The sequence below is a fragment of the Paenibacillus sp. J22FR5 genome (assembly GCF_059691975.1).
On sequence record NZ_JCAUAN010000019.1, the window covers coordinates 85,082 to 111,555 of the forward strand.

At 46.1% G+C, this 26,474-nt stretch carries 19 protein-coding genes; 13 read left to right on the plus strand and 6 right to left on the minus strand.

The features are described from left to right. Positions 1-3: 3 nt before the first annotated feature. Complete coding sequence (locus tag AC58P7_RS21865) at positions 4-1,095, minus strand: phosphodiester glycosidase family protein (protein ID WP_497346600.1); 1,092 nt, start codon at positions 1,093-1,095, stop codon at positions 4-6. Between the two features lie 446 nt (positions 1,096-1,541). On the opposite strand from AC58P7_RS21865, the gene AC58P7_RS21870 reads away from it, so the two are divergent. The 4 genes from AC58P7_RS21870 (at position 1,542) to AC58P7_RS21885 (ending at position 7,990) form a co-directional block, all read left to right on the plus strand. Further along, on the plus strand, positions 1,542-3,221 hold the full coding sequence (locus tag AC58P7_RS21870) for an S-layer homology domain-containing protein (RefSeq protein WP_497346602.1): 1,680 nt from the start codon (positions 1,542-1,544) through the stop codon (positions 3,219-3,221). Between the two features lie 295 nt (positions 3,222-3,516). Then, positions 3,517-5,799, plus strand: a complete 2,283-nt coding sequence (locus tag AC58P7_RS21875) for a beta-glucosidase family protein (RefSeq protein ID WP_497346604.1) — start codon at positions 3,517-3,519, stop codon at positions 5,797-5,799. A 266-nt stretch (positions 5,800-6,065) separates the two neighbouring features. Further along, positions 6,066-7,337 (plus strand): FAD-binding protein, encoded by a 1,272-nt coding sequence (locus tag AC58P7_RS21880; RefSeq protein WP_497346606.1) that lies wholly within the window; start codon positions 6,066-6,068, stop codon positions 7,335-7,337. Beyond that, a complete protein-coding gene (locus tag AC58P7_RS21885) occupies positions 7,334-7,990 on the plus strand; it encodes a hypothetical protein (protein WP_497346607.1) in 657 nt (218 codons plus the stop codon). Before AC58P7_RS21880 ends, AC58P7_RS21885 begins: the two co-directional genes overlap by 4 nt. A gap of 73 nt (positions 7,991-8,063) precedes the next feature. On the opposite strand, the gene AC58P7_RS21890 is transcribed toward AC58P7_RS21885, so the two are convergent. Then, complete coding sequence (locus tag AC58P7_RS21890; RefSeq protein ID WP_497346609.1) at positions 8,064-10,370, minus strand: beta-propeller domain-containing protein; 2,307 nt, start codon at positions 10,368-10,370, stop codon at positions 8,064-8,066. 232 nt (positions 10,371-10,602) lie between these two features. Between AC58P7_RS21890 and AC58P7_RS21895 the strand changes: the two genes are divergently transcribed. Further along, complete coding sequence (locus AC58P7_RS21895) at positions 10,603-11,649, plus strand: YkvI family membrane protein (RefSeq protein WP_497346611.1); 1,047 nt, start codon at positions 10,603-10,605, stop codon at positions 11,647-11,649. Between the two features lie 138 nt (positions 11,650-11,787). On the opposite strand, the gene AC58P7_RS21900 is transcribed toward AC58P7_RS21895, so the two are convergent. The 4 genes from AC58P7_RS21900 to AC58P7_RS21915 all read right to left on the minus strand — a co-directional run bounded on the left by AC58P7_RS21900 (position 11,788) and on the right by AC58P7_RS21915 (position 15,036). After that, positions 11,788-12,636, minus strand: coding sequence for a MetQ/NlpA family ABC transporter substrate-binding protein (locus AC58P7_RS21900; RefSeq protein ID WP_497346613.1), 849 nt, complete (start codon positions 12,634-12,636; stop codon positions 11,788-11,790). Between the two features lie 28 nt (positions 12,637-12,664). Continuing rightward, positions 12,665-13,327 carry a methionine ABC transporter permease gene (locus AC58P7_RS21905; RefSeq protein WP_497346615.1) on the minus strand — a complete coding sequence of 221 codons (663 nt, stop codon included), beginning with the start codon at positions 13,325-13,327 and terminating at the stop codon, positions 12,665-12,667. Continuing rightward, complete coding sequence (locus AC58P7_RS21910) at positions 13,324-14,349, minus strand: methionine ABC transporter ATP-binding protein (protein WP_497346684.1); 1,026 nt, start codon at positions 14,347-14,349, stop codon at positions 13,324-13,326. Before AC58P7_RS21910 ends, AC58P7_RS21905 begins: the two co-directional genes overlap by 4 nt. A 243-nt stretch (positions 14,350-14,592) precedes the next feature. Next, positions 14,593-15,036, minus strand: coding sequence for a DUF4395 domain-containing protein (locus tag AC58P7_RS21915; protein WP_497346617.1), 444 nt, complete (start codon positions 15,034-15,036; stop codon positions 14,593-14,595). A gap of 323 nt (positions 15,037-15,359) precedes the next feature. Between AC58P7_RS21915 and AC58P7_RS21920 the strand changes: the two genes are divergently transcribed. From AC58P7_RS21920 to AC58P7_RS21955, 8 genes are all read left to right on the plus strand, one after another. Then, complete coding sequence (locus AC58P7_RS21920) at positions 15,360-16,169, plus strand: phytanoyl-CoA dioxygenase family protein (RefSeq protein WP_497346619.1); 810 nt, start codon at positions 15,360-15,362, stop codon at positions 16,167-16,169. Between the two features lie 171 nt (positions 16,170-16,340). After that, complete coding sequence (locus AC58P7_RS21925) at positions 16,341-17,360, plus strand: LacI family DNA-binding transcriptional regulator (RefSeq protein WP_497346621.1); 1,020 nt, start codon at positions 16,341-16,343, stop codon at positions 17,358-17,360. 447 nt (positions 17,361-17,807) lie between these two features. Further along, on the plus strand, positions 17,808-18,809 hold the full coding sequence (locus AC58P7_RS21930; RefSeq protein WP_497346623.1) for a LacI family DNA-binding transcriptional regulator: 1,002 nt from the start codon (positions 17,808-17,810) through the stop codon (positions 18,807-18,809). Between the two features lie 89 nt (positions 18,810-18,898). Next, positions 18,899-19,813 carry an ABC transporter permease gene (locus AC58P7_RS21935; RefSeq protein WP_497346624.1) on the plus strand — a complete coding sequence of 305 codons (915 nt, stop codon included), beginning with the start codon at positions 18,899-18,901 and terminating at the stop codon, positions 19,811-19,813. 23 nt (positions 19,814-19,836) lie between these two features. Continuing rightward, positions 19,837-20,733 (plus strand): carbohydrate ABC transporter permease, encoded by an 897-nt coding sequence (locus AC58P7_RS21940; RefSeq protein ID WP_497346626.1) that lies wholly within the window; start codon positions 19,837-19,839, stop codon positions 20,731-20,733. 112 nt (positions 20,734-20,845) lie between these two features. After that, entirely contained in the window at positions 20,846-22,510 is a 1,665-nt protein-coding gene (locus AC58P7_RS21945; protein WP_497346628.1) for an ABC transporter substrate-binding protein, read from the plus strand. A 100-nt stretch (positions 22,511-22,610) separates the two neighbouring features. Next, positions 22,611-24,947: a GH32 C-terminal domain-containing protein gene (locus AC58P7_RS21950; RefSeq protein WP_497346630.1), complete on the plus strand. Its 2,337-nt coding sequence runs from the start codon at positions 22,611-22,613 to the stop codon at positions 24,945-24,947. Then, positions 24,944-26,458 carry a glycoside hydrolase family 32 protein gene (locus tag AC58P7_RS21955; protein ID WP_497346632.1) on the plus strand — a complete coding sequence of 505 codons (1,515 nt, stop codon included), beginning with the start codon at positions 24,944-24,946 and terminating at the stop codon, positions 26,456-26,458. Before AC58P7_RS21950 ends, AC58P7_RS21955 begins: the two co-directional genes overlap by 4 nt. Positions 26,459-26,474: the final 16 nt, after the last annotated feature.

Consider the following 26,474-nt stretch of genomic DNA (forward strand, 5'->3'; position numbering starts at 1 on the left):
ATCTCACTCTTTCTTTTTATTTTGTTCCGCAAGGTAACCTGGATTATCATAAGCACCACCCGGATCAATATGAGTTACACCTTCCCAAATGTTCGGGACTTCAACTTGATCAGGATGTTCGAACACAAGGAGCCCTGATGGCAGCCTTCTTTCACCATAACGGCTCGATGGGTTGGTGATAAGATCACCCCCGACAACCATTTCCGAGGAAGCACCGCCGTCTAAGAAACCGGCATTTACGCAACCTTCTTTAAGTAACAGATCCTGAACGTCTTTTAAAGAAGCCCCAATACTTTTTGTTTGGCGACCGTCAATAACGACGATGACAATGACACCATCTGCTCGCTGACCGATGGCTGTCCGCGGGTTAAGGCCATCTCCTACAATGGGCAGAGCTTTACCGTTTGCAATGATGCGCGGATAGAAGGAAACGGCATCGGTCACATGCATAGCTAACAGCTCATCAATGGCATATTTGCCAATGATCAATTTTCCGGTATTGTCCAAGGCGACAACCTGTTGCGGTACAGTTCCATCAACGCTCGTATACAAAATCTTACCGCCTGACATAATAACTCCAATAGGAGCAAATCCGTTGCCTAGGCCCTGGGGGTCGTCGAAACCTCCACCATTGACACCGGCTAATGCTCCCGTACGTTTCACCATGGAACTGATCGTTTCACCTTGGCCCACTTGACTGGGTACAACTACTCGGATAGCTCTTGGGTCGTAAACGTACATTTTTTTACCAACCCAGCCATGTCCAGAGATATCTTCGACATCAATAACGTTGCCATCTTGTTTTTGAATGGTGATGGCATTCATATCCTGTTTCTCTATTGAGTTATTTTCACTCATTTGCATAACACTCTGGATCATTTCGTCTCGTTTCTTCACGCCAACAAAAATCCACGCCCAGTCGCGATGTTGTGTGGCAATAACGGTATCCGCAAGAAACAGGCGAATTTTCTCTCCTGGCGGCGTTAAGAAAAGAAAGCTGACTACAAGAAATACAAATAAAATACAAATCAATAATGAACGTTTCAGCCAGCTTCCGCTTTGCTCTTGTTTGTAATTAATTCCGGCTAGCTTCATGTTAATGGATGCCTACTTTCTTTATAATTTTAGATGTGATCCGATCTGACTTATATAAGTACCGCAAACAAGCGCATGCGGTTTACAAGGAAATTTTTCTGTAAGTATATAATGCTAACCTGTAGTAGAGATGAAAATGAGCTTAAGATTTGATGACCACGTCAATGTAAATAGAGCCAATCTCTCCAAATAATTCAAAGTAACTTTATCTATGCCCATACCCCTACATATATCCGTATTAAGTTCAAATACATGACATGAGCCGCAATATTATTGCGGTTTTTATTGCGTAAATAATGGGGCTCAACAAAAGCCAAAATTAATCTCCTATTAAATTTGAAAATTAATTCAAATTTAATAGGAGATTAATTTTGCTATGCTATGTTTGTGAATAGGCGTAATGTACACAATTTTAACTCACATGAATAAAAAGGGAGGGCAACAACATGAAGAAACTTGGACTAGTCACATCATTGGTCAGCCTACTCTCTCTATTGAACGTAACCGGGGCTTCGGCCAGTAGTTTTAATGATGTCTCCGATGTTAGTCCCTATGTATCGTATATCAATGATCTTCAACGGTTAGGCATTACAGATGGTATTTCCCCAGGACTGTTCGGTCCGACTCAGACGGTGACACGCGCACAGTTCGCTAAGTTTGTCACGACAGCTTTTCAATTGAAAGAAAACGGTTCATCCGTACCTTTTCAGGATATACAAAATCATTGGGCTGCTCCTTATGTTCGAGCAGCTTATCAAGCTGGCATCATTGATGGAACGAGTGCGAGTACATTTGCGCCTGAACAACCGGTGAAACGGGAAGAAGCCGCTGCAATGATATGGCGGCTAGCCCAGAGCAAAGTCACCGCTACACCAGCTGAACTCCAATTTCAAGACTCACCCGATGCATGGGCCGTCAGTGCGATTAGCGGTGTGCTATCCAAAGGCTGGTACGCGGCTGATGTTAGTAAATTGGGTGAGAGATGGGTATACCGTCCACGTGACAACATGACAAGACAGGAGATAGCTACCTTGCTTGACCTGTCCATGAAGGATTTGCCGGGCAGCATTTGGAGACCTGCTTCTTCGGATACGTCGTCACAACAGGAGTCTGCTTTGCCCGCTTGGCAGCAATCGCTTAAGGATCATTTGCTAAATCAAGAAACGGACTTTCAAGTCACATTAGACGATCCGAGTGAATTTCAACAGATAAAAGGTTTTGTTGATGAGCTTTTAGCACAGAACGATTATTTGCATTACATTTTTCATAGTATGAAGTATGAATATGACGGAATTTCAACCGCTACATTTAACATCTCCTACTTGGAGACCAAAGCGCAAACGGACTATGTTTCCGAACAGGCCAAGACGATCCTAGCATCCATCACGAATGCCGGGATGAACGGTTTTGAGAAAGAGAAGGCAATTCATGATTACGTGATCTCTAAACTGGCTTACGATCAATCCTTGATCGAACATTCCGCATATGGCGGGTTGACCAAGGGAACGACTGTTTGTCAAGGGTATGCCTTACTAACTTATCGACTGCTTACCGAGGCGGGTATCGAGAATAAAATCGTTGAAGGCCAAGCTAATGGACAGCTTCACACATGGAACTTGGTCAACTTGGCAGGCAACTGGTATCATCTTGATACGACTTGGGACGACCCAGTTCCCGATGAGAAAGGCCGATTGACCTATAATTACTTTAATTTGACAGATGCCCAAATGCAGTACGATCATAGGTGGACCGGAACGGCTTACCCAGTCGCTTCTCATGATTTCATTCAAGAGCTAGGACTAGAAGTCCAGTTGGGCACATTGGATGCGGCTTCTGCTCAAGCATTGTTAAGTTCTACAGGACTCTCAGGCGAAACAGCTGCGAATCGGGCAGACTCTATAACGGAAGTACAATCTTTTCTTCAACAAGGTCTATCCGCTCGTCAGAACCAGATCAGCTTCCATTACAAAAGCTCTTTGGGCAGTGCTCAGGCTGTTATGAAAGCGGCGCTTACCACTAAACTAATGTCAAACTACAATCTTGGAAAAGTGACGTACCAATTTGGTCCTGATACACGATGGACGGGCTATACCGTGATGACGGTTAATGTTACATATAGCCCATAGAATGGATTAATCACCTACTAACGCAGTGTGATATGGACTTACAGTCAAGTACAATTGAAAAAAAGAGGTTGTTCTGAAACTTAGGCAGCCCACAAAGGTGATTCCTGTATTGTGTATTGCACAGGGGTCATCTTTTTTAATCCCCATTGATACTGATTACGAAGGATTTATGGATACTATAGCAACAAAATACCTAAGTATCTTACAATTTTTCTATGTATTTTACGATAAAAGGAAGCGCATCCATGAAATAATACGAAGGGACGGACTTCACTTTCACTAGGGGGATTCAACAATGAAACGGGATATTCAAGCTATCATTGCTCAGATGACATTGGAAGAAAAAGCTGGCATGTGCTCGGGTTTTGATTTTTGGCGATTAAAAGGTGTAGAGCGACTTGGCATTCCTACGATTATGGTAACGGATGGCCCGCACGGGTTGCGCAAGCAGCGAGGCGGTACCGACCATCTGGGCATATTCGACAGCGTGCCCGCGACATGTTATCCTTCCGCCGCTGGTATGGCCAGCTCGTGGGACCGGGAATTGATTGGCAAGGTAGGCGTGGCGCTCGGCGAAGAGTGCCAAGCGGAAGACGTAGCCGTCCTGCTCGGACCAGGTGCAAACATCAAACGCTCGCCGTTATGCGGACGCAACTTCGAGTATTTCTCAGAAGACCCATACCTTTCCTCTGAAATGGCCACCAGCCATATTCAAGGTGTTCAAAGCCAAGGCGTCGGCACGTCGCTCAAACACTTCGCGGTGAATAACCAGGAGCATCGGCGCATGGGTGTTGACGCGATTGTCGATGAACGCACGCTGCGGGAAATATATTTAGCGAGCTTCGAAGGTCCCGTGAAGAACGGTCAACCATGGACGGTCATGAGTGCTTATAACAAAGTCAACGGAACATTCGCTTCCGAAAACGCATATTTGCTTACCGATATTTTGAAAGAAGAGTGGGGACACGAAGGATTTGTCGTCACGGATTGGGGCGCTAACAACAATCGGGTAGAGGGTCTTGCAGCAGGACAAGAGCTGGAAATGCCCTCAAGCGGCGGACTCGGCGACCGGAAAATCGTCGCGGCCGTCCACAACGGCGAGTTATCCGTGGAGGCGTTAGATCGAGCTGTGGAACGGATCTTGCGTATCATTTTCATGAGCGTAGATAACAAAAAACTAGGAGCCTCGTACGACCGAGATGAACATCATAACCTAGCCCGCTCGGTTGCAAGGGAAACGATGGTTTTGCTGAAAAACGATGACAATCTGCTGCCATTGGCAAAAGGGAAAAAAGTGGCGGTCATTGGTGCTTTCGCTCAAAGCCCGAGATACCAAGGCGGCGGCAGCTCGCACATTAAGCCGACCCAATTAGACGTACCTTTTGAAGAAATCCAAAAGTTAGCGGGAGATTCCGCAACAGTCGTGTATGCGCAAGGCTATCATGCCGATAAAGACGACCTTGACGCCGAACTGATCGAGGAAGCTAAAATAGCAGCCAGCGAAGCAGATGTCGTGATCGTGATTGCAGGTCTGCCCGACCGATACGAATCCGAAGGCTACGACCGTAAGCATTTGCAAATGCCAACGAACCAGAACCAGCTGATCGAAGCAGTAGCGGGTGTGCAAAGCAACGTGGCGGTCGTGCTTTTGAACGGCTCCCCCATCGAAATGCCTTGGATTAGCAGCGTGAAATCGATTCTTGAAGCTTATTTGGGCGGTCAAGCGGTAGGTGGTGCGATTGCCGATTTATTGTTCGGCGAAGCGAATCCGAGTGGCAAGCTTGCCGAGACATTCCCGATGAAGGTGAGTGACAATCCATCGTTCCTCTTTTTCCCAGGCGAAGGCAATCGGGTTGAGTACCGCGAAGGTATTTTCGTCGGCTACCGTTACTATGATACGAAGCAAGTGAAGCCGCTGTTCCCATTCGGATATGGACTCAGCTATACAACGTTTGAATATGAGAATCTGGTTATCGATCACAAGGAAATCAAGGATACGGATTCGATTAACGTACAGGTTACGGTGCAAAATACAGGAGCTCGTGCCGGTAAAGAAATCGTTCAGCTTTATGTCCGCGACTTGGAAAGCACGGTTATTCGCCCAGCGAAAGAGTTGAAAGGCTTCGCCAAAGTTGAGCTTGAGCCGGGAGAAAAGAAGACGGTAACGTTCTCGCTGGAGAAACGCTCCTTCGCCTATTACAACACCCAGCTGAAGGATTGGCATGTAGAAACCGGCGATTTTGACATTATGATCGGACGTTCGTCGGAAAACATCGTCTTGAGCAGCACGGTTCATGTCGAATCGACCGTCCCCGTGAAAATCAAATGCGACAGAAACACGATGCTCTTTGATCTCATGAGTGATCCGCAGAGAGGGCCGATCGTGCAAGGTTTGATTCAGAAGTTTCAGGAGGGAATGGGCATTTCGATGACGGAGGTTGAATCCATGGAAGGCATGGGCGAAATGTTCGCCGAAATGATGAAGTATATGCCACTGCGCAATTTGGTTGCTTTCAGCCAGGGGGCATTTACAGATGAGATGCTGGATGGGCTTGTTCAACAATTGAATCAAATTTAAAAAAACATGGGCACTGTTATTCATAATGGTGTCCATGTCATTAAAAAAAGGCTGAGCCCAGAAGAAGAAATTCTTTCTTTGGGGTGTTCAGCCTTTTTTTTCTAATCATCTCAGATTATTGTTGCCCTGTGTAAGGGGATGGCGTCATTTGAGGCCCTTGATACATGGGGGAAGGTGTTTCTAACGGATTTAGGCTATGGATCGCTTGTTATGTTAAAATGTTTATAAATTTATGCACACATATATGCGAATGGAGTGATATCGCAGTGACAAATAATCGGAACTGGGCTGGCAACTATACATACAGCGCCTCGAAATTTCATGCTCCCACGAACGTGGAGGACGTACAAGAATTGGTGGCGCGCAGTAGTCAAATCAAGGTGCTTGGCACGCGCCATTCGTTTAATGGCATCGCCGATTGCACGGATAGCTTGATCTCGCTTCAGAACCTGAACCGAGTAATTGAATTGAACCGTGAGAACAATAAGGTAACGGTTGAAGCAGGCATTCGATATGGAGAGCTGGGTCAATTTCTTCACGCGAATGGGTATGCGCTGCACAATTTGGCGTCGTTACCGCACATTACTGTTGCAGGTGCATGTGCAACGGCTACACATGGTTCTGGTGATCGGAATGGGAATCTATCGACAGCGGTTCATGCACTGGAGATCGTGAAAGCAGATGGGGAAACGATCGTGTTTTCTCGCGAGCAACAAGACGGGGCTATTGCCGGTGCAATCGTTGGACTTGGCGGATTAGGCGTTGTTACGAAGCTCACCATGAATGTGATCCCCACATTTGAGATGAGTCAGAACGTCTACGACAATCTGCCATTGGTCCAGCTTGAAGAGCATTTTGACGATATTTTTTCAAGCGGCTATAGTGTCAGCCTGTTCACGGACTGGAAGGAATCGACGTTCAATCAAGTCTGGATCAAGCGTAAAATGAGGGATCAAGCCTCTTTGCAAGTGGACCCTGAATTTTTCGGGGCAAGATTAGCCGACACACATCGTCATCCGGTGCCAGGCCACACTTCAGAGAATTGCAGCGAACAGATGGGGATATCAGGACCATGGCATGAACGGATGCCGCACTTTCGCATGGATTTCACTCCAAGTGCTGGAGAAGAATTGCAAAGTGAGTATTTCGTGCCCCGCCAAGATGCTTATCAGGCCTTATGTGCGCTTGATCGCATCAAAGAGGTCATATCGCCACTGCTCTATGTTTCTGAGGTACGCACAATTGAAGAAGACGATTTGTGGATGAGTCCTTGCTACAAACAGAAGTCAGTTGCTGTCCACTTTACGTGGAAACCTGATTGGGAGGCCGTTAGGCAAGTGCTGCCGATCATTGAAAAAGCACTCGAGCCCTTCCAAGCTCGACCACATTGGGGCAAGCTGTTTACGATGCCACCAGCCCGAGTGCAATCGCTCTACGAGAAACTGCCAGAGTTCCAGCAACTACTGCTGCAATGTGACCCGCAAGGCAAGTTCCGTAACGACTTCTTGCTTACGTATGTGATGGGGAACGCCAAATGAAAAGAATTGGATGCTTTCATGCCCATTATTCGAATATTGAACACATTGACAATGCGCTAAGTAGCTTGGACGTGGAACTTATTCATTTTGTGGATCCAGGCCTTGATCGTTTGAAAATGGATGCGGATTTCAGTGCGGAAATCGCTGAGAAGAAAGTGATTGAAACCCTAGATTGGATAGCCAAATGCCACGTGGACGCTATTTTAATCACATGTACGTTTTTTACAGCGATATTCAATGAAGAAGTTCATCGGTTTCCCATCCCGATCATCAAAATTGATGATCCTTTGTTCGCAGATATTTGTCTGATGGATCAACCCACGATTGTTGCATTTACGAATCCGAGCACAGTTCAAGGAACGATGAATCAATTCGTTTCCTATGCAAGGAGGAAGGGTAATGAGATTGATGCGGAGCCTTATCTTCTGGAGAACACTTTTGAACTTATCATGCAGGGTAAAAAAAGGGAGTACCTCCAAGCTGTCTCGCAAGGGTTGATTCAGATAATGGAGGAAAATCCAACGAAGAGAGTGGTTGCTGCTCAACTATCGATGGTCCCAGCAGCGCAGCTCGCAGAGGAGCATAAAAAGATTCCCGTAGGAAACCAACTCGTCTCTTTATCCGCCTACATGAAAGAAGTGTTAGCGATCTGAATAGGCCAGCGGAAACGAAAAAGCCCCGATTCGTATATAGGAATCGAGGCTTTTTGTGTTGATATTCTCGGTCTTAGGGAATGACCACCGAGTTCTTTTCCTGCAGCGTGCTGAGGTCGTTCGCTTTGATCAATCCGTTCGAGACGGTATATAGCGTATCTCCGATATAGAGAACGCGCTGCACTTGTTTGTCGCCAGCCTGAACGTATTGCCCTGCTTTCAGTAGATCTTCCTGCGTGAGATGCGTAATACCGCCACGGAACTGGAAGCCTTTTTCCAGATCAAGATTGTATACATATGCACCCTGGAAAGCAAAACTTCCGTATGCACTAGCTGGATGGTTAGGATTGTTCGAAGCTTGGTTCGGATCGATTTTCATCACGTTAACCGGGAAGGCAAGTAGGTTTTTCTCTTTGGAAAAGAGCAATGCTCGGTGATTGTACAGCAGTTCCGAATCCGTACCACGGTCTCCGATCAGTTCCTTGAATTTCTCCTTCGGATTATTCACATCGGATACATCGAACAGCGCCACTTTCATGCCTTGGTAATAGGCGATGGACTGTGGTCCATTGGGATTTTTGATATCGACCTCGATGGTATCTTTCCCGAAGCCAATAATATGATTTTCATCATAAGGATGCAGATAATTGCTGTAGCCAGGAATTTTCAGCGCTCCTAACAATTTCGGTTGGTCGGGTTGCTTTAAATCTAAGACAAATAGCGGGTCCGTGTTCTTAAAAGTAACCATATACGCCCGATCGCCCATGAAGCGGGTAGAGTAGATACGTTCGCCTGGTGCGATGTTTTCAATCTTGCCTTCTACTTTAAGGTTCGCATCAAGGATGTAAACATGGTTCTTCATGGTCTCTTCATAGGTTGTCGTAGCAAGTCGGAGGTGACCGTTATGCTCATCCATGGAAAATTGATTGAGTAATTGTCCAGGTACCTTGCCTGTATTCGTATAAACGGCTTTTCCTGTGTTCAGCCTGAATTGATAAACGATCGTTTCCTGCTGCTCGTCATATTTCGTTGCGGCTACATATAAGTTCTCTTCGGAGGCGTACACGTTCTGCCCTGAGCCGAGATAGGATGTGACACTCATGGTCTGAGCCAAATCATTCAAGTTGATGCCGCCGATGAGTACATAGTTAGGCTCAAGTGCTTTGGGTAAATAATAGAATTGGTCTAACGGAACAGAAGTGAAGGAATCACCAGCCGATGAATCCCGATAAGATGGAGCGAGCTCTTTCTTCACGCCTTCCTTATCCGCCATTTCTCGGTACTGATAGTAATTTACATACTTATTGGCGATAAAATAGAGGGATGATCCGATTTTGCGGGAAGATATGTAACTTCCTTCAAGCTCAGCTTCCTTCAGAAGCTTCAGGTTATTCCGATCCGTGAGATCGTAAACCATAACCTTCGTGGTTGCCTGCGACCTAATCGGCATGATCATTTTCTTTTCAGTTATGCTAGTGCTAGCGTTAGGGCTTGCGCCCTCATTATAAGGCAGTACTTTGAAGTTCTGATAAGAAAGACCCAGCACGATGAGATGCTTGTCATCCACGTAGATTTCACTTGGTTGGAACTGTGATGTTTGATTTTGAGGAAAATCAAGGATACTCAGCACTTTCATCTGATCAGCAGGATATGCCTCAGTGACGACGATACGCTGCTTGTTCACCGTATAGATGTACGTTCCATCGGTTTTGACGACATCTGATTCATCTACGCCTTGGACTTGAACGTTCGTACTCGAGTATTCAGGCGCCACTGAGTTGGATGATTCCGCGTTACTGGCACCGGCAGTAGCTGAAGCGGTGCTGTTGGAATCGGCTTTCATCTCTTTGGCTAATACACCACCTGTGCGGAGCCCGTTGCTTTCATTTTGCGTCAACAGTGTGACTAAGTGGTCATAGGTACCAACAACCGGCAAGCTGTCCGCTTGCTTCGTGATATTCACGGAACTCGTTGCTGAGTCCCAGCGAACAATATGATTGGCGCTTTCCATAAAGAAGCGCAAAGGTACGTAGAGGGAGTTATCTACGATTTGAGTAGTGCCATGGATGGTGGTTGCTTTCCCGTTAACATAGGCAAAATCCGAATTCAGAGGTAGCTTCAACTCGTACCCGTCACGCTTAACCATCGCAACACGTTCAGCTTCATGCCAAGTCACATCCATGTTTAAAGCGTTTGCAAGATCTCGAACAGATGCCATCAAGATACCATCCATCATTTTTGGCTGCATCGAGAAGGCGATCGGCTGGCCCTCGAGCTTGACCATGGTCTCCTGACCAGCAGTTGTGGTCACAGGAGAAAAAGCGGATGTTAAGATTATCGCGGTGAACAGGAGGCCAGCAGCCCAAACCTTTTTCTTCATCTTCTTCATCCTTTGCTTCGTTATTGAGCGGTTTCCTTTATTTATATCTGTACCCATTAAACGGATGAACTTGTCAATTTGTTTCAGCCATTTGAAAATATTTATTGGCTAGAAACGGTCTTTAAGTTACACCAGAAAGAACGCTAACGGATTCCTCCTGTCAAATGGTATATACAAGCTTATCTGTCATACAATGAGATTGTACAAGATACTGCTTGACTATGGGGGAGCTATGAATCATAAAACGCTCATGATCTTACAAATTGCCGCTACTTACATGGGTACAGTGGTTGGTGCAGGATTTGCCTCAGGGCAGTCCATCATGCAGTTCTTCACGGTATACGGAGCGTATGGCGGAGTTGGCATCTTAATTGCCACTTTCTTTTTTATATGGATTGGTACGAAAATGATGATTCTATCTCATAGAATTCAGGCATCCTCCTATCAGGAGCTGAATAATTATTTATTTGGGGATATGTTTGGGAAAGTCGCTAATACGTTGACGTTTATCATCTTATTTGGTGTAACAGCTGTGATGATGTCGGGTACTGGATCTATTTTTGAGGAGCAAATCGGCTTACCTTATCAGTATGGAATTATCATAAGCATTTTACTGAGCTATCTGATTATGAGCAAAGAATTAAACGGAATTATGGCGGCAAATTCGCTGGTGGTCCCTTTGATGCTTTTTTTCATGATCCTTGTTACGTTCCGGGTTGTCGGAATTGAGGGGATATGGGAAGCAACCAATTGGCAAAAACAGCAGTCAATGGATCATCTGAAATGGCTCATCAGTCCTTTTACCTATGTCGCATTAAATTTTGCCTTTGCTCAAGCGGTTTTGGTGCCCTTAGGGAATGAAGTGAAAGATGAGAGCATACTGAAATGGGGGGGCTTTTGGGGAGGCATTGGGCTAGGGGTTATGTTATTCATCAGCCATTTTGCGATACATGCAAGGATGCCAGAGATTTTGAGTTTCGATATTCCAATGGCCGAAATTATTCGAGGTTTCGGGCAGTTCTTCCATGTCTTATTCATACTGGTCATCTATGGGGAAATATTAACGACAATCATTGGCAACGTGTTTGGCATCACCCGACATATCCAAAGTATATATGCGCTGCCACGGAATTGGTTGGTTCTGGGTACATTGCTGACCTGTTTATTAATCAGTCAGGTTGGTTTTGCTTCTCTACTTACTTATCTTTACCCGCTGTTCGGATATATGGGTATGATTCTTCTTGTTTTTTTGGTAATAAGACCTGTACCTAGTAAGTAAACAAGATGAAAATAGCTATGAAGAGGCTGCGAAATCGCTTATAAAAAAAGTCCGCCCTCTTTAGATCTGAAGAGGAACGGACTGTTCTAACTTATGCTTTTTCATTCAATGATCTATTTCGCTCAATCGAAAGTTTGCTTAGAACGCTGGCACGATCGCGCCTTTGTATTTATCTTCAATGAACTTTTTCGTGTCAGCGGAATTCAGTTCCTTAGCAAGCTTTTGCATCGCTTCGGAATCCTTGTTGTCCGGGCGAGAAACGACGATGTTCACGTAAGGTGAATTTTTGTCCTCGATGAACAAAGCGTCTTTCGTCGGATTTAGATTCGCTTGAAGCGCGTAGTTCGTATTGATCAGAGCCAAATCAAACTCACCGATCGTACGTGGCAGCATAGCAGGGTCTAATTCTTTGATTTGAAGTTTCTTTTTGTTTTCTACGATATCTTGAACCGTACCTTTGATGCCAACGCCGTCTTTCAGTTTAATCAAACCGTTTTTCTCCATCAGCGCAAGCGCACGGCCGGCATTAGAAGGATCGTTAGGAATAGCGACGGAAGCGCCGTCTTTCAATTCAGCAGCGGATTTTACCTTTTGGGAGTAAGCACCGAATGGTTCGATGTGCACGCCAACTACTTTTACGAGGTTTTGCTTTTTATCAAGGTTGTATTGATCCAGGTAAGGCTGATGTTGGAAAAAGTTAGCGTCCAATTGTTTTTCAAACACTTGTACGTTCGGTTGAACATAATCGTTAAACTCAATAACTTCAAGCTTAACGCCTTGTGCTTTCAATTTCTCTTTAATGCTATTCAAAATTTCAGCATGAGGAACTGAAGATGCGCCGACTTTAAGTGTCACTTCTTTTGCAGCAGCTGGAGTAGCAGAGGCAGCAGGTGCCGAGCTTGCAGGAGTTTCAGCGGCTTTCTGTCCGCATGCTGCAAGAGCAAGCACAACGAATAAGGTCATTAAGGATAAGGTAAGTTTCTTCATGTTGAGATTCCCTCCAATAGTATGTGTTTTATTTGCGGTTGTACTTAGCAACTAATCGGTCTCCTAGCATTTGCAGGAGCTGAACGAATAGAACGAGAATGACGACGGTCACGATCATGATATCGGTACGGAACCGCATGTAGCCGTAGCGAAGCGAGAGATCCCCAAGCCCGCCGCCTCCGACGACGCCTGACATGGCGGAGTAGGAGAGCAGGGCAACAGCCGTCACGGTGACGGCTGAGATTAGACCCGGGCGCGCTTCCGGCATCAGGACGCGCCAGACGATTTGCCACGGCGTAGCGCCCATCGACTGCGCGGCTTCAATGACGCCGCTGTCGATCTCGCGCAGCGCGGTTTCAACCAGCCGCGCGAGAAACGGCGCGGCTGCGATAACGAGAGGCGGGATCGCTCCCTGTACGCCGATGGTTGTATGCACGATTGCCTTCGTGATCGGAAAAACCGAGATCATCAGAATGACGAAAGGCACAGAGCGCAGGATGTTCACGATCAGCGAGAGCACTCCGTAAAGCGGCAGATTTTGCAGCAGCTGCCCCTTAGAGGTAAGAAATAAAATGATGCCCAGAGCCATGCCGATGATGACAGTGAATAAGAGCGACCATCCCAGCATTACGAGTGTATCGCCAGTTGCTTTCGTAATTTCGGACCAGTTAATGTCCCAGGTCATATTCATTGGTTGAGCACCTCCACGTCGATTCCTTCTTGCACAAGTTTGGCAATTACAGAATCGATTTCTTCTTGGTTTCCGCCTGTTAATTGGGCAACCAATTGACCGTAAGGTACACTTTTCATGGAAGAAATAGTCCCCTGAAGGATGGCAAAGGACACATTCGTCGACTTGACGGTTTCGAACAAGATCGGTTCATATGTTTTGGCACCGATATAGGTAATCCGAATCACCGTTCCGTGCTTTTCTCCCTGTTTCATCATCGGATCCTGATCTGAACTTTGTGCGAAATCAGAAACTTGTCCAACGAAATCCTTCGTCACCGCATGCTGCGGCTTCAGGAATACGTCAAGCACTTTCCCAGTTTCAACAATCAAGCCTTTTTCCATAACGGCAACGCGGTCGCAGATCGCACGAATGACCTGCATTTCATGTGTGATGAGCAAGATCGTAATACCAAGCTTTCGATTGATATCGAGCAGCAGCGAAAGAATTGAATTCGTTGTCTGAGGATCGAGCGCCGAGGTTGCTTCGTCGCAGAGTAGAATATCTGGATGATTGGCCAAAGCTCTTGCAATACCGACACGCTGCTTCTGTCCGCCAGAAAGCTGGTTTGGATACTTATGCGCGTGTTCCTGCAGACCGACTAAATCGAGCAACTCCTTGATTCTGGCTTGAATCGCCACTTGCCCCATCCCAGCCAACTTCAGAGGAAAGGCAATATTTTCGGCAACGGTAGATGAAGAGAGGAGATTGAAATGTTGGAAAATCATCCCGATTTTGCGGCGTTTCGTTTGCAGCTGGCGAGAATCCAACTTCGTCATTTCTTCACCATCAATGTGAATGCTGCCAGAGGATGGTCGCTCCAGTAGATTTACACAACGTAGTAAAGTACTCTTTCCTGCACCCGAGTGTCCGATGATGCCGAATATTTCTCCACGATCGATATGTAAATGGATCTGCTGGATGGCCGGTACACGTCCCGGTATATCCTCATATACTTTTTGTAAATTTTCGATATGAATCAGGATGAATACCCCCTATTCCACGCAAATATTGGTGATTATATATTTTGACCAACGGTAGATCATTTTATAAGAAATTACAACAGGATGCAACATCTAATAAGAAATGCTGACGAAATCCGATCCTTCGGTCGGCCAAATGGCTATGACCGAAGGATATTTCCACCGCATTTTCATTCAAAAAGCTGCATGTAGACATCGAAACCAAAGGCGAACACACGTATGGGATGACAGTGGTTTGTGCGCTTAAGCATTTCTTCGTGCCCAATATTGCTTCCAATGAAAATATATGAAACATCCAAAGCAAAATCCGCATAACGCCAGCACGACGGCAACGGTGAGCATACTTAGACTAATAAAGGCCAGGATCGTTATATTTAGAATGGAAGCAGCTAGGGTAACGACTAGAAAAAGAATAGCTAATAAGTTATTGAAACGGAGAAGCTCGCGGCTCTCAGTTCGGCTACTAACAGGAAAGAGTGGAGAAAACAACCGAACAAACAGATTGTATTTTACACCAAAAGAACGACTAATCAGCTGAACAATCAGAGGAAGGACAAGAATCCACAGCTGCTGAGTGAGGACACTAGCAAGTATACTTAGCAGAATACCCAATTGATTACCTCGTACGCGATGCAGGGGAACTTCGTCAACACAATCATAATCTACCCGTACTTGTTGGTTCGCCATAGTCATCCTCCTTTCAAAATGTATGATTGTTATCATCATTATACACTAATTCATAGTATTCTGATAGGATTAATTAAAATAATTTTTACCGCGGGTTCTTCAGAAACATGCTAGGCGTCATTCCCTGCCATTTACGGAATCCGCCAATATACGAGTAAATGCTTTATTGTAAGATTCCTTTCACAACCTGCTGTAGTTTGTCTTTATATTTTCATGAAGTAGCAGGATTCTAGGAATATTTAGCAACTTTGTTACTTCTATATAATCGTGTATTTCGATATGCTAAAGACAAAGAAATATAGGATGATTTGGAGGGAATAGAGATGACGAAATCGTTAACTAGACTAACGAGGGAACAGAAGCAACACTTTGAAACAGAGGGTTATGTCATTGTTAAAGGGTTATTTACAGCGGGTAATCTTGCCGAAATAGATGAAACTTTTGAAGCGATGAGCCATCAAACGATCCCGGGTTATTTTGAACCTGAGTTGACAATTGAAGCCATAGATCCCTTAAAACGGTACCCGCGCGTCATACACCCGCATCGGTTTAATGAGATGGCCAAGACCTATATGCTGCATCAGCCTGTGTTAGAAGTGTTAGCAGATTTGTATGAAGAAGAAGCATTGGCTGCACAAAGCATGTTTTATTACAAACCGCCGGGCTCTCGGGGGCAGGCGCTTCATCAGGATAATTTTTATCTGCAGGTGGAGCCAGGCAATTGTATTGCAGCTTGGACAGCGATTGACGCGGCTGATGAGGAAAACGGGGGATTGCTCGTTGTACCGAAAACGAACGCACTCGAAATCTCATGTCCCGATATCGCAGATTCGAAGGAATCATTTACGACCCACTATGTGAAGCCGCCCAAGGACGAGAAGGCCATGCCGGTCATCATGGACCGAGGCGATGTCCTCTTTTTCAATGGAAATTTGATTCATGGCTCTTATCGAAATAAATCTAAGGATCGCTTTCGCCGAGCATTCATCTGCCATTATGCCAATGCCTCTGCGACGCATATCAGCAATCATTACCGACCTTTGTATCGTCAAAATGGAGAAACTGTTTCCTTAGAAATTAACCCGAACGGCGGTCCATGCGGCGATGAGTTCGAGACTGTGTATCCACATTAAACAAGAAGAATAGATCGAACCGTTTCTAAGCCCGGATCCGTGGCTCGGAACGGTTCTTTATTATTTTAAGGGGAAAGCAGGTATTACATATGATTTCGCTTGACAGGTAAAACGTATCAATTTAATCTATAAGGAGATGTTAAACGTTTAACTGATGGAGTTGAAACACATATGAGTAAACCAAAACAAGTCACAATTGTAGAAGTGGCAGCAGCAGCAGGCGTATCGATTGCCACCGTCTCTAATGTGTTGAATCGAGGTGGGATTCGTTCATCCAAAGAGACGATTCGTAAAGTCGAATTGGCAGCAGAGCAATTGGGATATCGCCGCAATACGATGGCAGCTGGATTAAGCCGGAATAAAACGTTCGAGATCGGCCTCATCGTTCCAGGCTTGACGAGTTACTACGGACAGCTTGCGGAGCATTTGCAGATTGAAGCTCACCATGCGGGCTATCACTTATCCGTCTTTTCCTCAGGAGGATTCGATCCGACGAATGAACGAAGAAATTTAGAAGTTTTGCTGCAGCGAAGAGTAGATGGACTGATATGTCATGGATTAGCGATGGGAATGGATTCCACACGCTCGATTGTAAATAGTGGCACGCCTTTAGTGCTCATTAATGGTTGGGGTTGGCCCGAGGATATCGCCGTTGGAGCTGTAAATTTAGGCTTTGCCGAGGCTTGCAGACAGTCAACGAAGCTGCTTATAGATCGCGGCTGTGATTCACTCATCTATGTGGGAAGCAGACGCTCCAAAGTAATTGATGAACAGCGCCGCAATGGATTTGAGACGGGCATACAACAACTGACTGTGGAGATCCCTCATCAAATCGTGGAAATGAAGGAATTAAACCTGGAGACATTTCTCCAAGATGTGATCACTGGTCAAGCTCAGCGAACGGGTATCATGGCTTTTGATGATCATATAGCATTAAAGATCCTATCGGCCGCAAGTAAATTGAAAATCGACATCCCTGGCCGACTACAAATGATTGGTATTAATAACGATTATATTGCGATGCATAGCTACCCTGGCATTTCAAGCTGGGACATTCCTTACCAACTTCAGGCCCAAATGGCGATTAATAAATTGCTGCATAAGTTTGGTCATACCGTAGAGACGGGTGAGGAACGAGAATTTGAAGTCCCGCTTACTTTCATAGAACGCGAAACAACCAAATTGGCTTAGACAGAGTGATTCGAACATGTGTCCTACGCCACCATTGGTAAAGAGGATGCCCAGGGCTTGCTTGAGCGCGGTTCCTACAGCGTGCGCGGTGCGCCCCTCGCTCCAGTGGATAATTCCAGTAGAACGCTTATAAAAAATAGCTAAAAAATGAATTTGATGGACAAATCCAGTCAAATTGACCGTTTTGGGCCTATTGGAGCCGATTTAAATGGATAAATCCAATGTAGAGACACTGCCTCGACTAGCTAGCCACTCATGCTTCGCCTCTCATCGCGCCTTTCGGAATGAGAGGCGAAGCGCTACGATGCCTCAGCCAGCAGGGGTCACCCGCATCTTGCGGCCACCTCTTTTTCATTCAAACTTATGGATTGACAGGTGGTAATACCTGCCTATATAATGAAAAAAACGATTACGTAAACGTTTTCTTTTCGAGGGGCTGATTCATACATGACTGGAATTAAGCAGGTTGCCGAAATCGCAGGAGTTTCGATTGCAACCGTATCGCATGTTATCAATGGTACACGGTTTGTTTCTGAGGAGACAAAGAATAAGGTTTTCAGGGTCATGCAGGAGTTGGATTATCGGCCTAATTCCGCGGCGAGAAGCTTGCGGAGTCAGAAGTCCAATACCATCGGGCTGATCGTTCCTATTTTGCCTTCGGACACGTCAAACTTCTTTTTTATGACGGTTGCACAAGGCATTCAGCATACGCTCAAGAAGCATGGCTATCATTTGCTGCTTAGCAACAATACAACAGAAGAGATTCATGATGAGATCGAACAAATCAAGCTGTTCAATACGAAACAAATTGATGGTTTGATTATTGCTTCGATTGCGAACGAGGTTAGCTATTTAAATGAAATTGTCGGCAAGCAGTATCCAGTCGTTTTCATAGATCGTCAACCGCGAGGCTATCAGGGAGATTATGTGCTTGCCGATGGATATGGCGGAACTTACCAAGCGATTCAAGCTTTATTTGATAAAGGACATCGCAACATTGGGCTGTTGACAGGTGAGCTTGGCATTACGACCAGCAATGAACGTTTTGAAGGGTACAAACAAGCGTTACAGGATAACGGCATTGCCTATAATCCAGAGATCGTGAGTATCGCTCATTCTGATTTTGAAAACGGATACGAGGCCACGAAAAAGCTGCTTGAGAATAATGAGATAACAGCCATTTTCATCGCAAATAACGTGCTTACAATGGGAGCTATGAAATGCATCCAAGAGAAAAAGATTCGCGTCCCTGAAGAGCTGGCTGTCATTGGATTCGACGACTACGATTGGACGCGCATCACGACACCGCCGCTCACGGTCATTCGCCAACCTTCCTACGAGCTGGGAGAGAAAGCAGCAGAGCTTATGATCGAGCGAATCGAAACACCAACAGAAGCTAAACAAGAGTATAGATTACCTACTTCCCTTGTTATGAGAGATTCTTGCTAATCGCAGGAAGAGTAAGTAGGTACTTTTTTTGAACATTAGGTAAACGTTTACGTAAACGATTATATGGGAAATAGGAGGTAGATACATCAATGAAAGCCAGATCGATATCACGTAAATCCATCCTAGCTAATTACGAGCTGTACATCCTCATTCTGCCAACAATTATTTATTTTCTAGTGTTTAAATATTGGCCGATGTATGGTGTTCAGATCGCGTTCAAGGATTTCATTGCAGCCAAAGGGTTCTGGGGAAGCCCCTGGGTGGGCATGGAGCATTTTCAGCGCTTTTTTAACTCCTTTAACTTCTGGACGGTCATCAAGAATACGCTGGGGCTCAGTCTTTACTCGCTTTTGCTTTCTTTTCCAATACCGATTATCGTCGCACTCATGTTAAATCAACTGGCTAGAGAGCGGTATAAACGGTTTATCCAAACGGTCATATATGCACCTTATTTTATCTCAACCGTCGTCTTGGTAGGAATGCTGTACGTGTTCTTAGCGCCTGGCAGCGGGCTGGTGAATAAAGTGATCCAGCTTTTCGGCGGAGATCCCGTCTATTTTCTTTCCAAAGCAGAATGGTTCAAAAGTTTGTACGTATTCTCTGGTGTCTGGCAGGAAACAGGCTTCGCCTCTGTGATTTATTTGGCAGCGCTTGCAGGCGTCGATCCTCATTTGCATGAAGCGGGTGTCGTGGATGGCGCGAACAAATGGCAGCGGGTGTGGCACATCGATATTCCGGGCATTCAGCCTACGATCTTGATTCTTTTCATTCTCGCCGTCGGAAACCTCATGAATGTGGGCTTTGAGAAGGCGTTCTTGATGCAAAATGACCTCAATACGGATTCATCAGAAATTATCGCGACGTATGTGTACAAAATCGGGATTCAACGAGCAGAATACAGCTTTTCCGCTGCGATTGGTTTGTTTAATTCCTTTATCAACTTTGCTTTACTGATTACCGTCAATCGCATCGTCAAAAAGCTCAACGGCAGCGGGTTGTTCTAAAGAGCCAGAAAGGAGTCTCCTACATGCAGACCTATAAAATTAGAAGGACCGTGAGCGACCGCAGCTTCGATATCTTGAATATAACGCTGTTAACGGCTTTCGCTATTCTTATCCTTTATCCCCTATACTTCGTCGTAATTGCTTCCATTAGTGAGCCAGATCGGATCTATGCAGGTGATGTTTGGCTCTGGCCGGAGGGCATTACATTCGAGGGGTATAGACGTATTCTATCCGACGCCCAAATCTGGTATGGATACCGCAATTCCATCTTTTATGCCGGGCTTAGTGCCATTATCGGTGTCACGCTGACGATTGGCGCAGCCTATCCCCTATCTCGCAAAGATTTCTACGGCCGAAATGTGCTGATGTTATTTTTCGTGTTTACCTTGTTCTTCTCTGGCGGTCTTATTCCGTCCTATCTCTTAGTGAAAAAGCTTGGCATGATCAATACGATTTGGTCGGTAATCCTGCCATCTGCAGTTGATGCCTTCGGGATCATCATAGCTAGGACGTTTTTCCAATCGACCATTCCCGATGAGCTTCGCGAGGCAGCGTTCATAGATGGCTGTAGAAATACAAGATTCCTATGGAGTGTCGTGATTCCCTTATCGAAGCCAATTATCGCGGTATTGATTTTGTTTGCTGTCGTGCGGCAGTGGAATGGATTCTTCGATGCCTTGATTTATTTGGATGATGAGAAATTGTATCCTTTGCAGCTTGTGCTCCGGAACATTTTAATTCAAAGCCAGCCTGTTGGTGATTTGGTTTCCGATATCGATTCGTTGTTAGCGAAACAGCGCGTGTCCGAGTTAATTAAGTATGGCGTCATTATGATCGCTGCAGGGCCGCTCTTAATTCTGTATCCGTTCTTGCAGCGTTATTTTGTGAAGGGTGTCCTAATCGGATCGGTAAAAGGGTAGTTGCTGAAAATAAAACATACTGAAGGGTGGTGGTTCTTCTTTCGAGGTTCGTTTCCGGCATGTAGCTTCTACCTGATTATCGTAAGGAATATAAAAAGGAGGTTCTATAGAAATGAAAAAACAATTATCCCTAGTTTTAACAGCATCAGTGTGTGCGTGTGTAACGTTAGCAGGGTGTACCTCATCCAAATCATCGGATAGCGCATCGGCATCACCGGTATCCAAAGAAAGTGCGAAGTCAGCCAATGCGAACTTCAATGAAACCGGTTACCCGATTGTGAAGGATAAGGTCACGCTCAAAATGATATCCCCCAAAGCGCCATTATCACCGGATTATGCGGAAATGGATATTTTCAAAAAGCTGGAGCAAACAACGAACGTACACATTGAATGGGATAACACACCGGAAGCGAATTACAACGACAAGAAGAATATCCTACTCGCCAGCGGCAATCTGCCGGATGCCTTTTACGGCGCACGTTTTACCGATAATGATCTTGTGAAATACAGCAAGGATGGCACGATTATCCCGTTGAACGATCTAATTGATAAGTACATGCCGAATGTGAAGAAGCTATTTGAAAAAAGACCTGAATTGAAAGCCTTCATGACGTCACCGGACGGCAAAATTTATTCCCTTCCTGTAGCGGAAGAGCTCGGGAAAGGGCAAGAAGGAATTGGGTCTAATCCCGATTTCATGTTCCTAAACAAAGCATGGCTGGATAAGCTGAGCTTGAAAGTTCCGACGACAATCAACGAGCTGCATGACGTCCTTGCCGCTTTTAAAACGAAGGACCCGAATGGCAATGGCAAAGCGGATGAAGTTCCGATGTCATTTATGAATACGTTCTGGACGGGAGATATCGGCTACTTATTCGGTGCTTTCGGTGTGCCAGACAAGACGTATCAACCAGGGGACAATTCCTTCAGTGAGCATTTGAATGTGAAGGACGGCAAGGTGCAGTATGCCGCTGTTGATCCGAAGTACAAAGAAGCCGTGGCTTATTTCCATCAATGGGTCGAAGAAGGTCTCATTGATAAAGAGTCGTTTACATTTAACAACAATCCAGCTCCTTACTTTGCAAAAGGGAAAACGAAGGATGTTACGCTCGGTTCTTACCTCTGGTGGGAAGAAACGGAAATTGTCGGTCCTGACCGCGCCAAGGATTATGTACTTGTACCGCCGTTCAAAGATATGGTCGTGAAATATAACAACGGTTCCCCTTGGAGCAGAGGCGGCCCTGTTATTACAAGTAAAAACAAAAACCCGGAGATCACAGCAAGATGGTTGGACCTTCAATATGAGCCGAAAATGGCTGCACAGCTGCACTGGGGTCCAATTGGCGTTGTTTTCGATGAGAAAGACGGCAAGCTTGTCCAAAAGCCGTTGGCTGAAGGTGTGTCTGCTGGTGAATTCCGTCAAAAGGTTGCGCCAAATATGACAGGGGTTATTCTAGCAGAGGATTTCCAAAACCTTGTTGCTCCTGAGCCAAGAGCGCTGGAAAGAATGAATAGAATCAAAGATACGTTCGTGCCGCAAATGGAAAAACAGAACTATCCGGCTATTTTCTTTACACCAGAAGAGCTGGATAAAATCAGTAAGATTAAACCGGATATCGCCAAATTAACGAATGAAAAACGCTCCAAATGGCTGATGGACGGCGGCGTGGATAAAGAGTGGGATGCGTACCTAGCAACCCTGAAGAAAATGGGTCTTGATGATTTAATGAAAATTTATCAAGATGCACTCGATCGTTACAATAAATCAGCGAAGTAATTGATGGACAGATAGAGGAAAGTTGAAAGCCGGGGCGGTCGCAGGCTGCTCCGGTTATTCAGCTAGCCAATCGGGAGGCACTTTACAGGAGGAAACCATGATGAGCACGATTGCTTATTGGTCATTTGATGAAGGTACAGGCAGTGTGACAACAGATCGCGTGACAGGCAAGCCAGATCCGATTGAATTTGCTTTATTACAAGGCCGCTTTCAACCTCCGCAAGATCCAGTTTGGCGGAAGGGTGTGAAAGGGAGTGCACTGCTCTTTGACGGCTATTCCACATATATGCGAAGACACCACTCGCTCGTGAAACAGCCTGTAGAAGGCTTGACGATTCGTGCGTGGATTGCACCTACCATCAATGAATATGGGGATGAAAATAAGCTTGCTCCCATCATTAATCAGCATAATCGAGATGCGGGGCTAGGCTATATACTTGGCTTATTCCGGCATGGCGCATGGTCTTTGCAGCTTGGCTTGGACAACGAATGGGTGGAAGTGTGGTGCTATGATCACCCCATTCCCTTACAGCAATGGTCCCATTTAACGGCGACGTATGAGGCTTCAAGCGGTGCGCTCCGATTGTTTTTAAATGGTGAGGAGGTAGCCGTTCATCATCATACTCAGCCAGCAACGATTACATCTTCACAGGAAGATTTGTTAGTAGGTCGTAACAATCACGCCCATGTCATTGCGGAGTCGTTCTATATGAATATGTTTAATGGCTTAATGGATGAACTGGAGGTTCTGGATAACGCGATAAGTCCTTCAGCTGTTAAAGAGCACTATGAGGCGTTTCTTAAAATGAATGGTTCAGCAATACCTACGATTGCAATCGAGGATGTAACAATTCCGCGTGAGTTATTCAGCAAGGATCGGCACCGTCCACAATTCCATATGAATCCGCCAGGACATTGGATGAATGAACCCCACGCACCGATTTATTACCAAGGGCAGTATCATTTGTTTTACCAAGCCAATCCGCGTGGACCGTTCTGGCACCAAATCCATTGGGGACACTGGGTTAGCGATGATTTAATCCATTGGCGCGACTTGCCCCCAGCCTTATCCCCAGAAGCGGGTTTAGATCCAGATGGGATATGGTCAGGCAGCGCCTGCTTGGATGAGCATGGCTATCCAGCTTTGTTCTATACAGCGGGGAATGATGGACGAACGCCTAATCAGTCTGTTGGCTTGGCGAGATCGACCTTTCCACAAGATGGGGATCATGATTTAACCCGATGGATCAAGCATCCAGAGCCTATTGTTGTCCAAGAGAAGGGAATGGGGCTGTTCGGTGAATTCCGTGATCCCTTCGTTTGGAAAGAAGATGACACGTGGTACATGTTAGTTGGAAGTGGAACGGGAACGGGGACGGGAGTAGGTCCGAAGGCGACAGTGAATGCCGTTGCCGAAGAAACGTCCAATTCCGATGAACAGGGCGGGACTGCCCTTCTCTACACCTCGACGGACATGATGACTTGGGCGTATAAAGGGCCGCTTTTTATCAGCGACTATGAGCATTACCCCCATTTAGGGGTTGTATGGGAACTTCCGGTCTTGCTCCCCCTAAATCGTGGGGGACAACCAAGCGGGAAGCATATCTTCCTTATCAGTCCTTGGGGGAAACAGGCAACCGTGGAGGTTAACTACTGGATCGGTACGTGGGATCGAGACCAGCTCACCTTCATTCCTGATCACAAGGAACCTAGATTAATGGATGTCGGCGACTTCCATTTTACAGGGCCAAGCGGGATGGTGGATCCGCAGACTGGACGTACACTGTTGTTTACGATCGCTCAGGGCGAACGCACACCGGAGATAGATTATGATTGCGGTTGGGCGCATTGTGCAGGCACACCTGTATCCCTATTTCTACGTGAAGACGATCAATTAGGTTTTGAGCCGATCGAAGAGATCCGTGGGCTGCGCAAGAAAAGTTTGCTGCAGGTCGAAGAGCAAAGCATGGCTGGAGTGAATGAGATGCTAACCACCATTCATGGTGACATGATAGAAATGATGGTGGAGTTTGAATCGATAACAGCAACTCGGTATGGCCTCTCAGTTAAGCGCTCACCGCAGGGTGAGGAGGAGACTGTCTTCTATTATGATCATCATTCAGCGATGCTTGGCGTCAATCGTGAGAAGTCGAATATGGACCCGAGGGAGCGTCCTGCCGGTATCCAAGAAGGAAGCTTGGAGCTGGATGGCGAGCGACTGCGGCTGCACATCTTGGTGGATAGATCCCTGATTGAAGTGTATGCCAATGGCCTCAAGAGCCTAACGACGCGGGCATATCCCTCGTCGCTAGAGGCGGATGGCATTCAGCTTTGGGCGAATGGTGAAATTCGTATCACATCGATGAGCGTGTGGGAAATGAACTCTGCTTTTGACATCGAGAACAGAAGGAGCGATAGGAAGGTGACAATCAGATGAGTGAAAATAACTTTCAGGAAGCTTTCCGCCCGCAATTCCATTTTACGCCGCAAGATCAGTGGTTAAATGATCCCAACGGGATGGTGTTTTACGAAGGAGAATACCACCTCTTTTATCAGCATCATCCGGAGAGTACAGTATGGGGGCCCATGCACTGGGGGCATGCGGTAAGCCGTGATCTCGTCATATGGGAGCACCTTCCGATTGCTCTGGAGCCCGATGAGAATGGGATGATTTTCTCCGGCAGTGCAGTCGTGGATTGGCAGGATAGCTCTGGTTTCTTCGGGGGCGTACAGGGGCTTGTTGCGATATTTACGCATGCCGATGTATATCCTTCAAGTGAACGCGCAAGGCAAAGACAAAGTCTTGCTTATAGCGTAGATAAGGGCCGAACATGGGTGAAATATGAAGGCAATCCTGTTCTTGCCGATGAGGGAGTCGATGATTTCCGTGATCCCAAAGTCTTCTGGTATGAGCCGAATCAGGTATGGATCATGGTGCTGGCCGCCCGCAATCATATTCGCTTCTACACCTCAACCAATCTGAAGGAATGGGTGTACGCTAGTGATTTCGGCTTGGAAGAAGGATCACACGCTGGTGTGTGGGAATGTCCTGACCTCATTGAACTTCCGGTTAACGGGGATGATCAGCACAAGAAGTGGCTGTTAATTGTCTCCATTGGCGACCATGAGGATTACGTTGAAGGCTCTCGTACGCAGTATTTTATTGGCGATTTTGACGGATTAAGCTTTAAGAATGACCACTCGCCAGAAACGATTCTATGGCTGGATCATGGTCGAGACAACTACGCCGGCGTTACTTGGTCCGAAATGCCAGAGGCAGATGGAAGACGCGTCCTCATGGGTTGGATGACCAACTGGAAGTATGCCATGGTGACGCCTACCTCGGAATGGCGAGGGGCAATGACGCTTCCCCGCGTGCTCTCATTAAGTGCTGAAAGCGAAGGCATTCGTGTGCTGCAGCAGCCTCTTGAAGAACTGACTAGGTTGCGAGGGCAGGTGCAAACGTGGCAGGCCATGGAGCTTTCTTCCGAAGCGATGCCAACTGCGCTGCTGAATGGCGATCTGTTGGAGATTGAGGCCGAGTTTGAACTAGGCAGCGCTGCTGAATTTGGCATCAGGCTTGGTAGGTCCCATGATGAATGTATCCTCCTAGGATACCATTGTCACCGGCAAGAATTGTATATGGATCGCGCCCATTTGGGGAAGATCGACTTTCATTCTGAATTTGCAAGTGAACCGATTGTGGCGCCCCTTCAGCCTATGAATGGCAGAATCAAGCTGCATCTCTTCGTGGATTGGTCGTCGATCGAGGTATTCGCTAATGAAGGGCGTGTTGTCATGACGAATCAAATTTTCTCGGAAACACCGTCCTTGGCTGTCATTCCGTATGCACTTGAAGGTAATGTGACGTTAGTATCCTTGACCGCGCATGCTTTACATTCGATTTATAAGGAATCCCCACAGGAGCAGATAAATTCGCTTCGGTAGGCTTTTCATTCTTGGG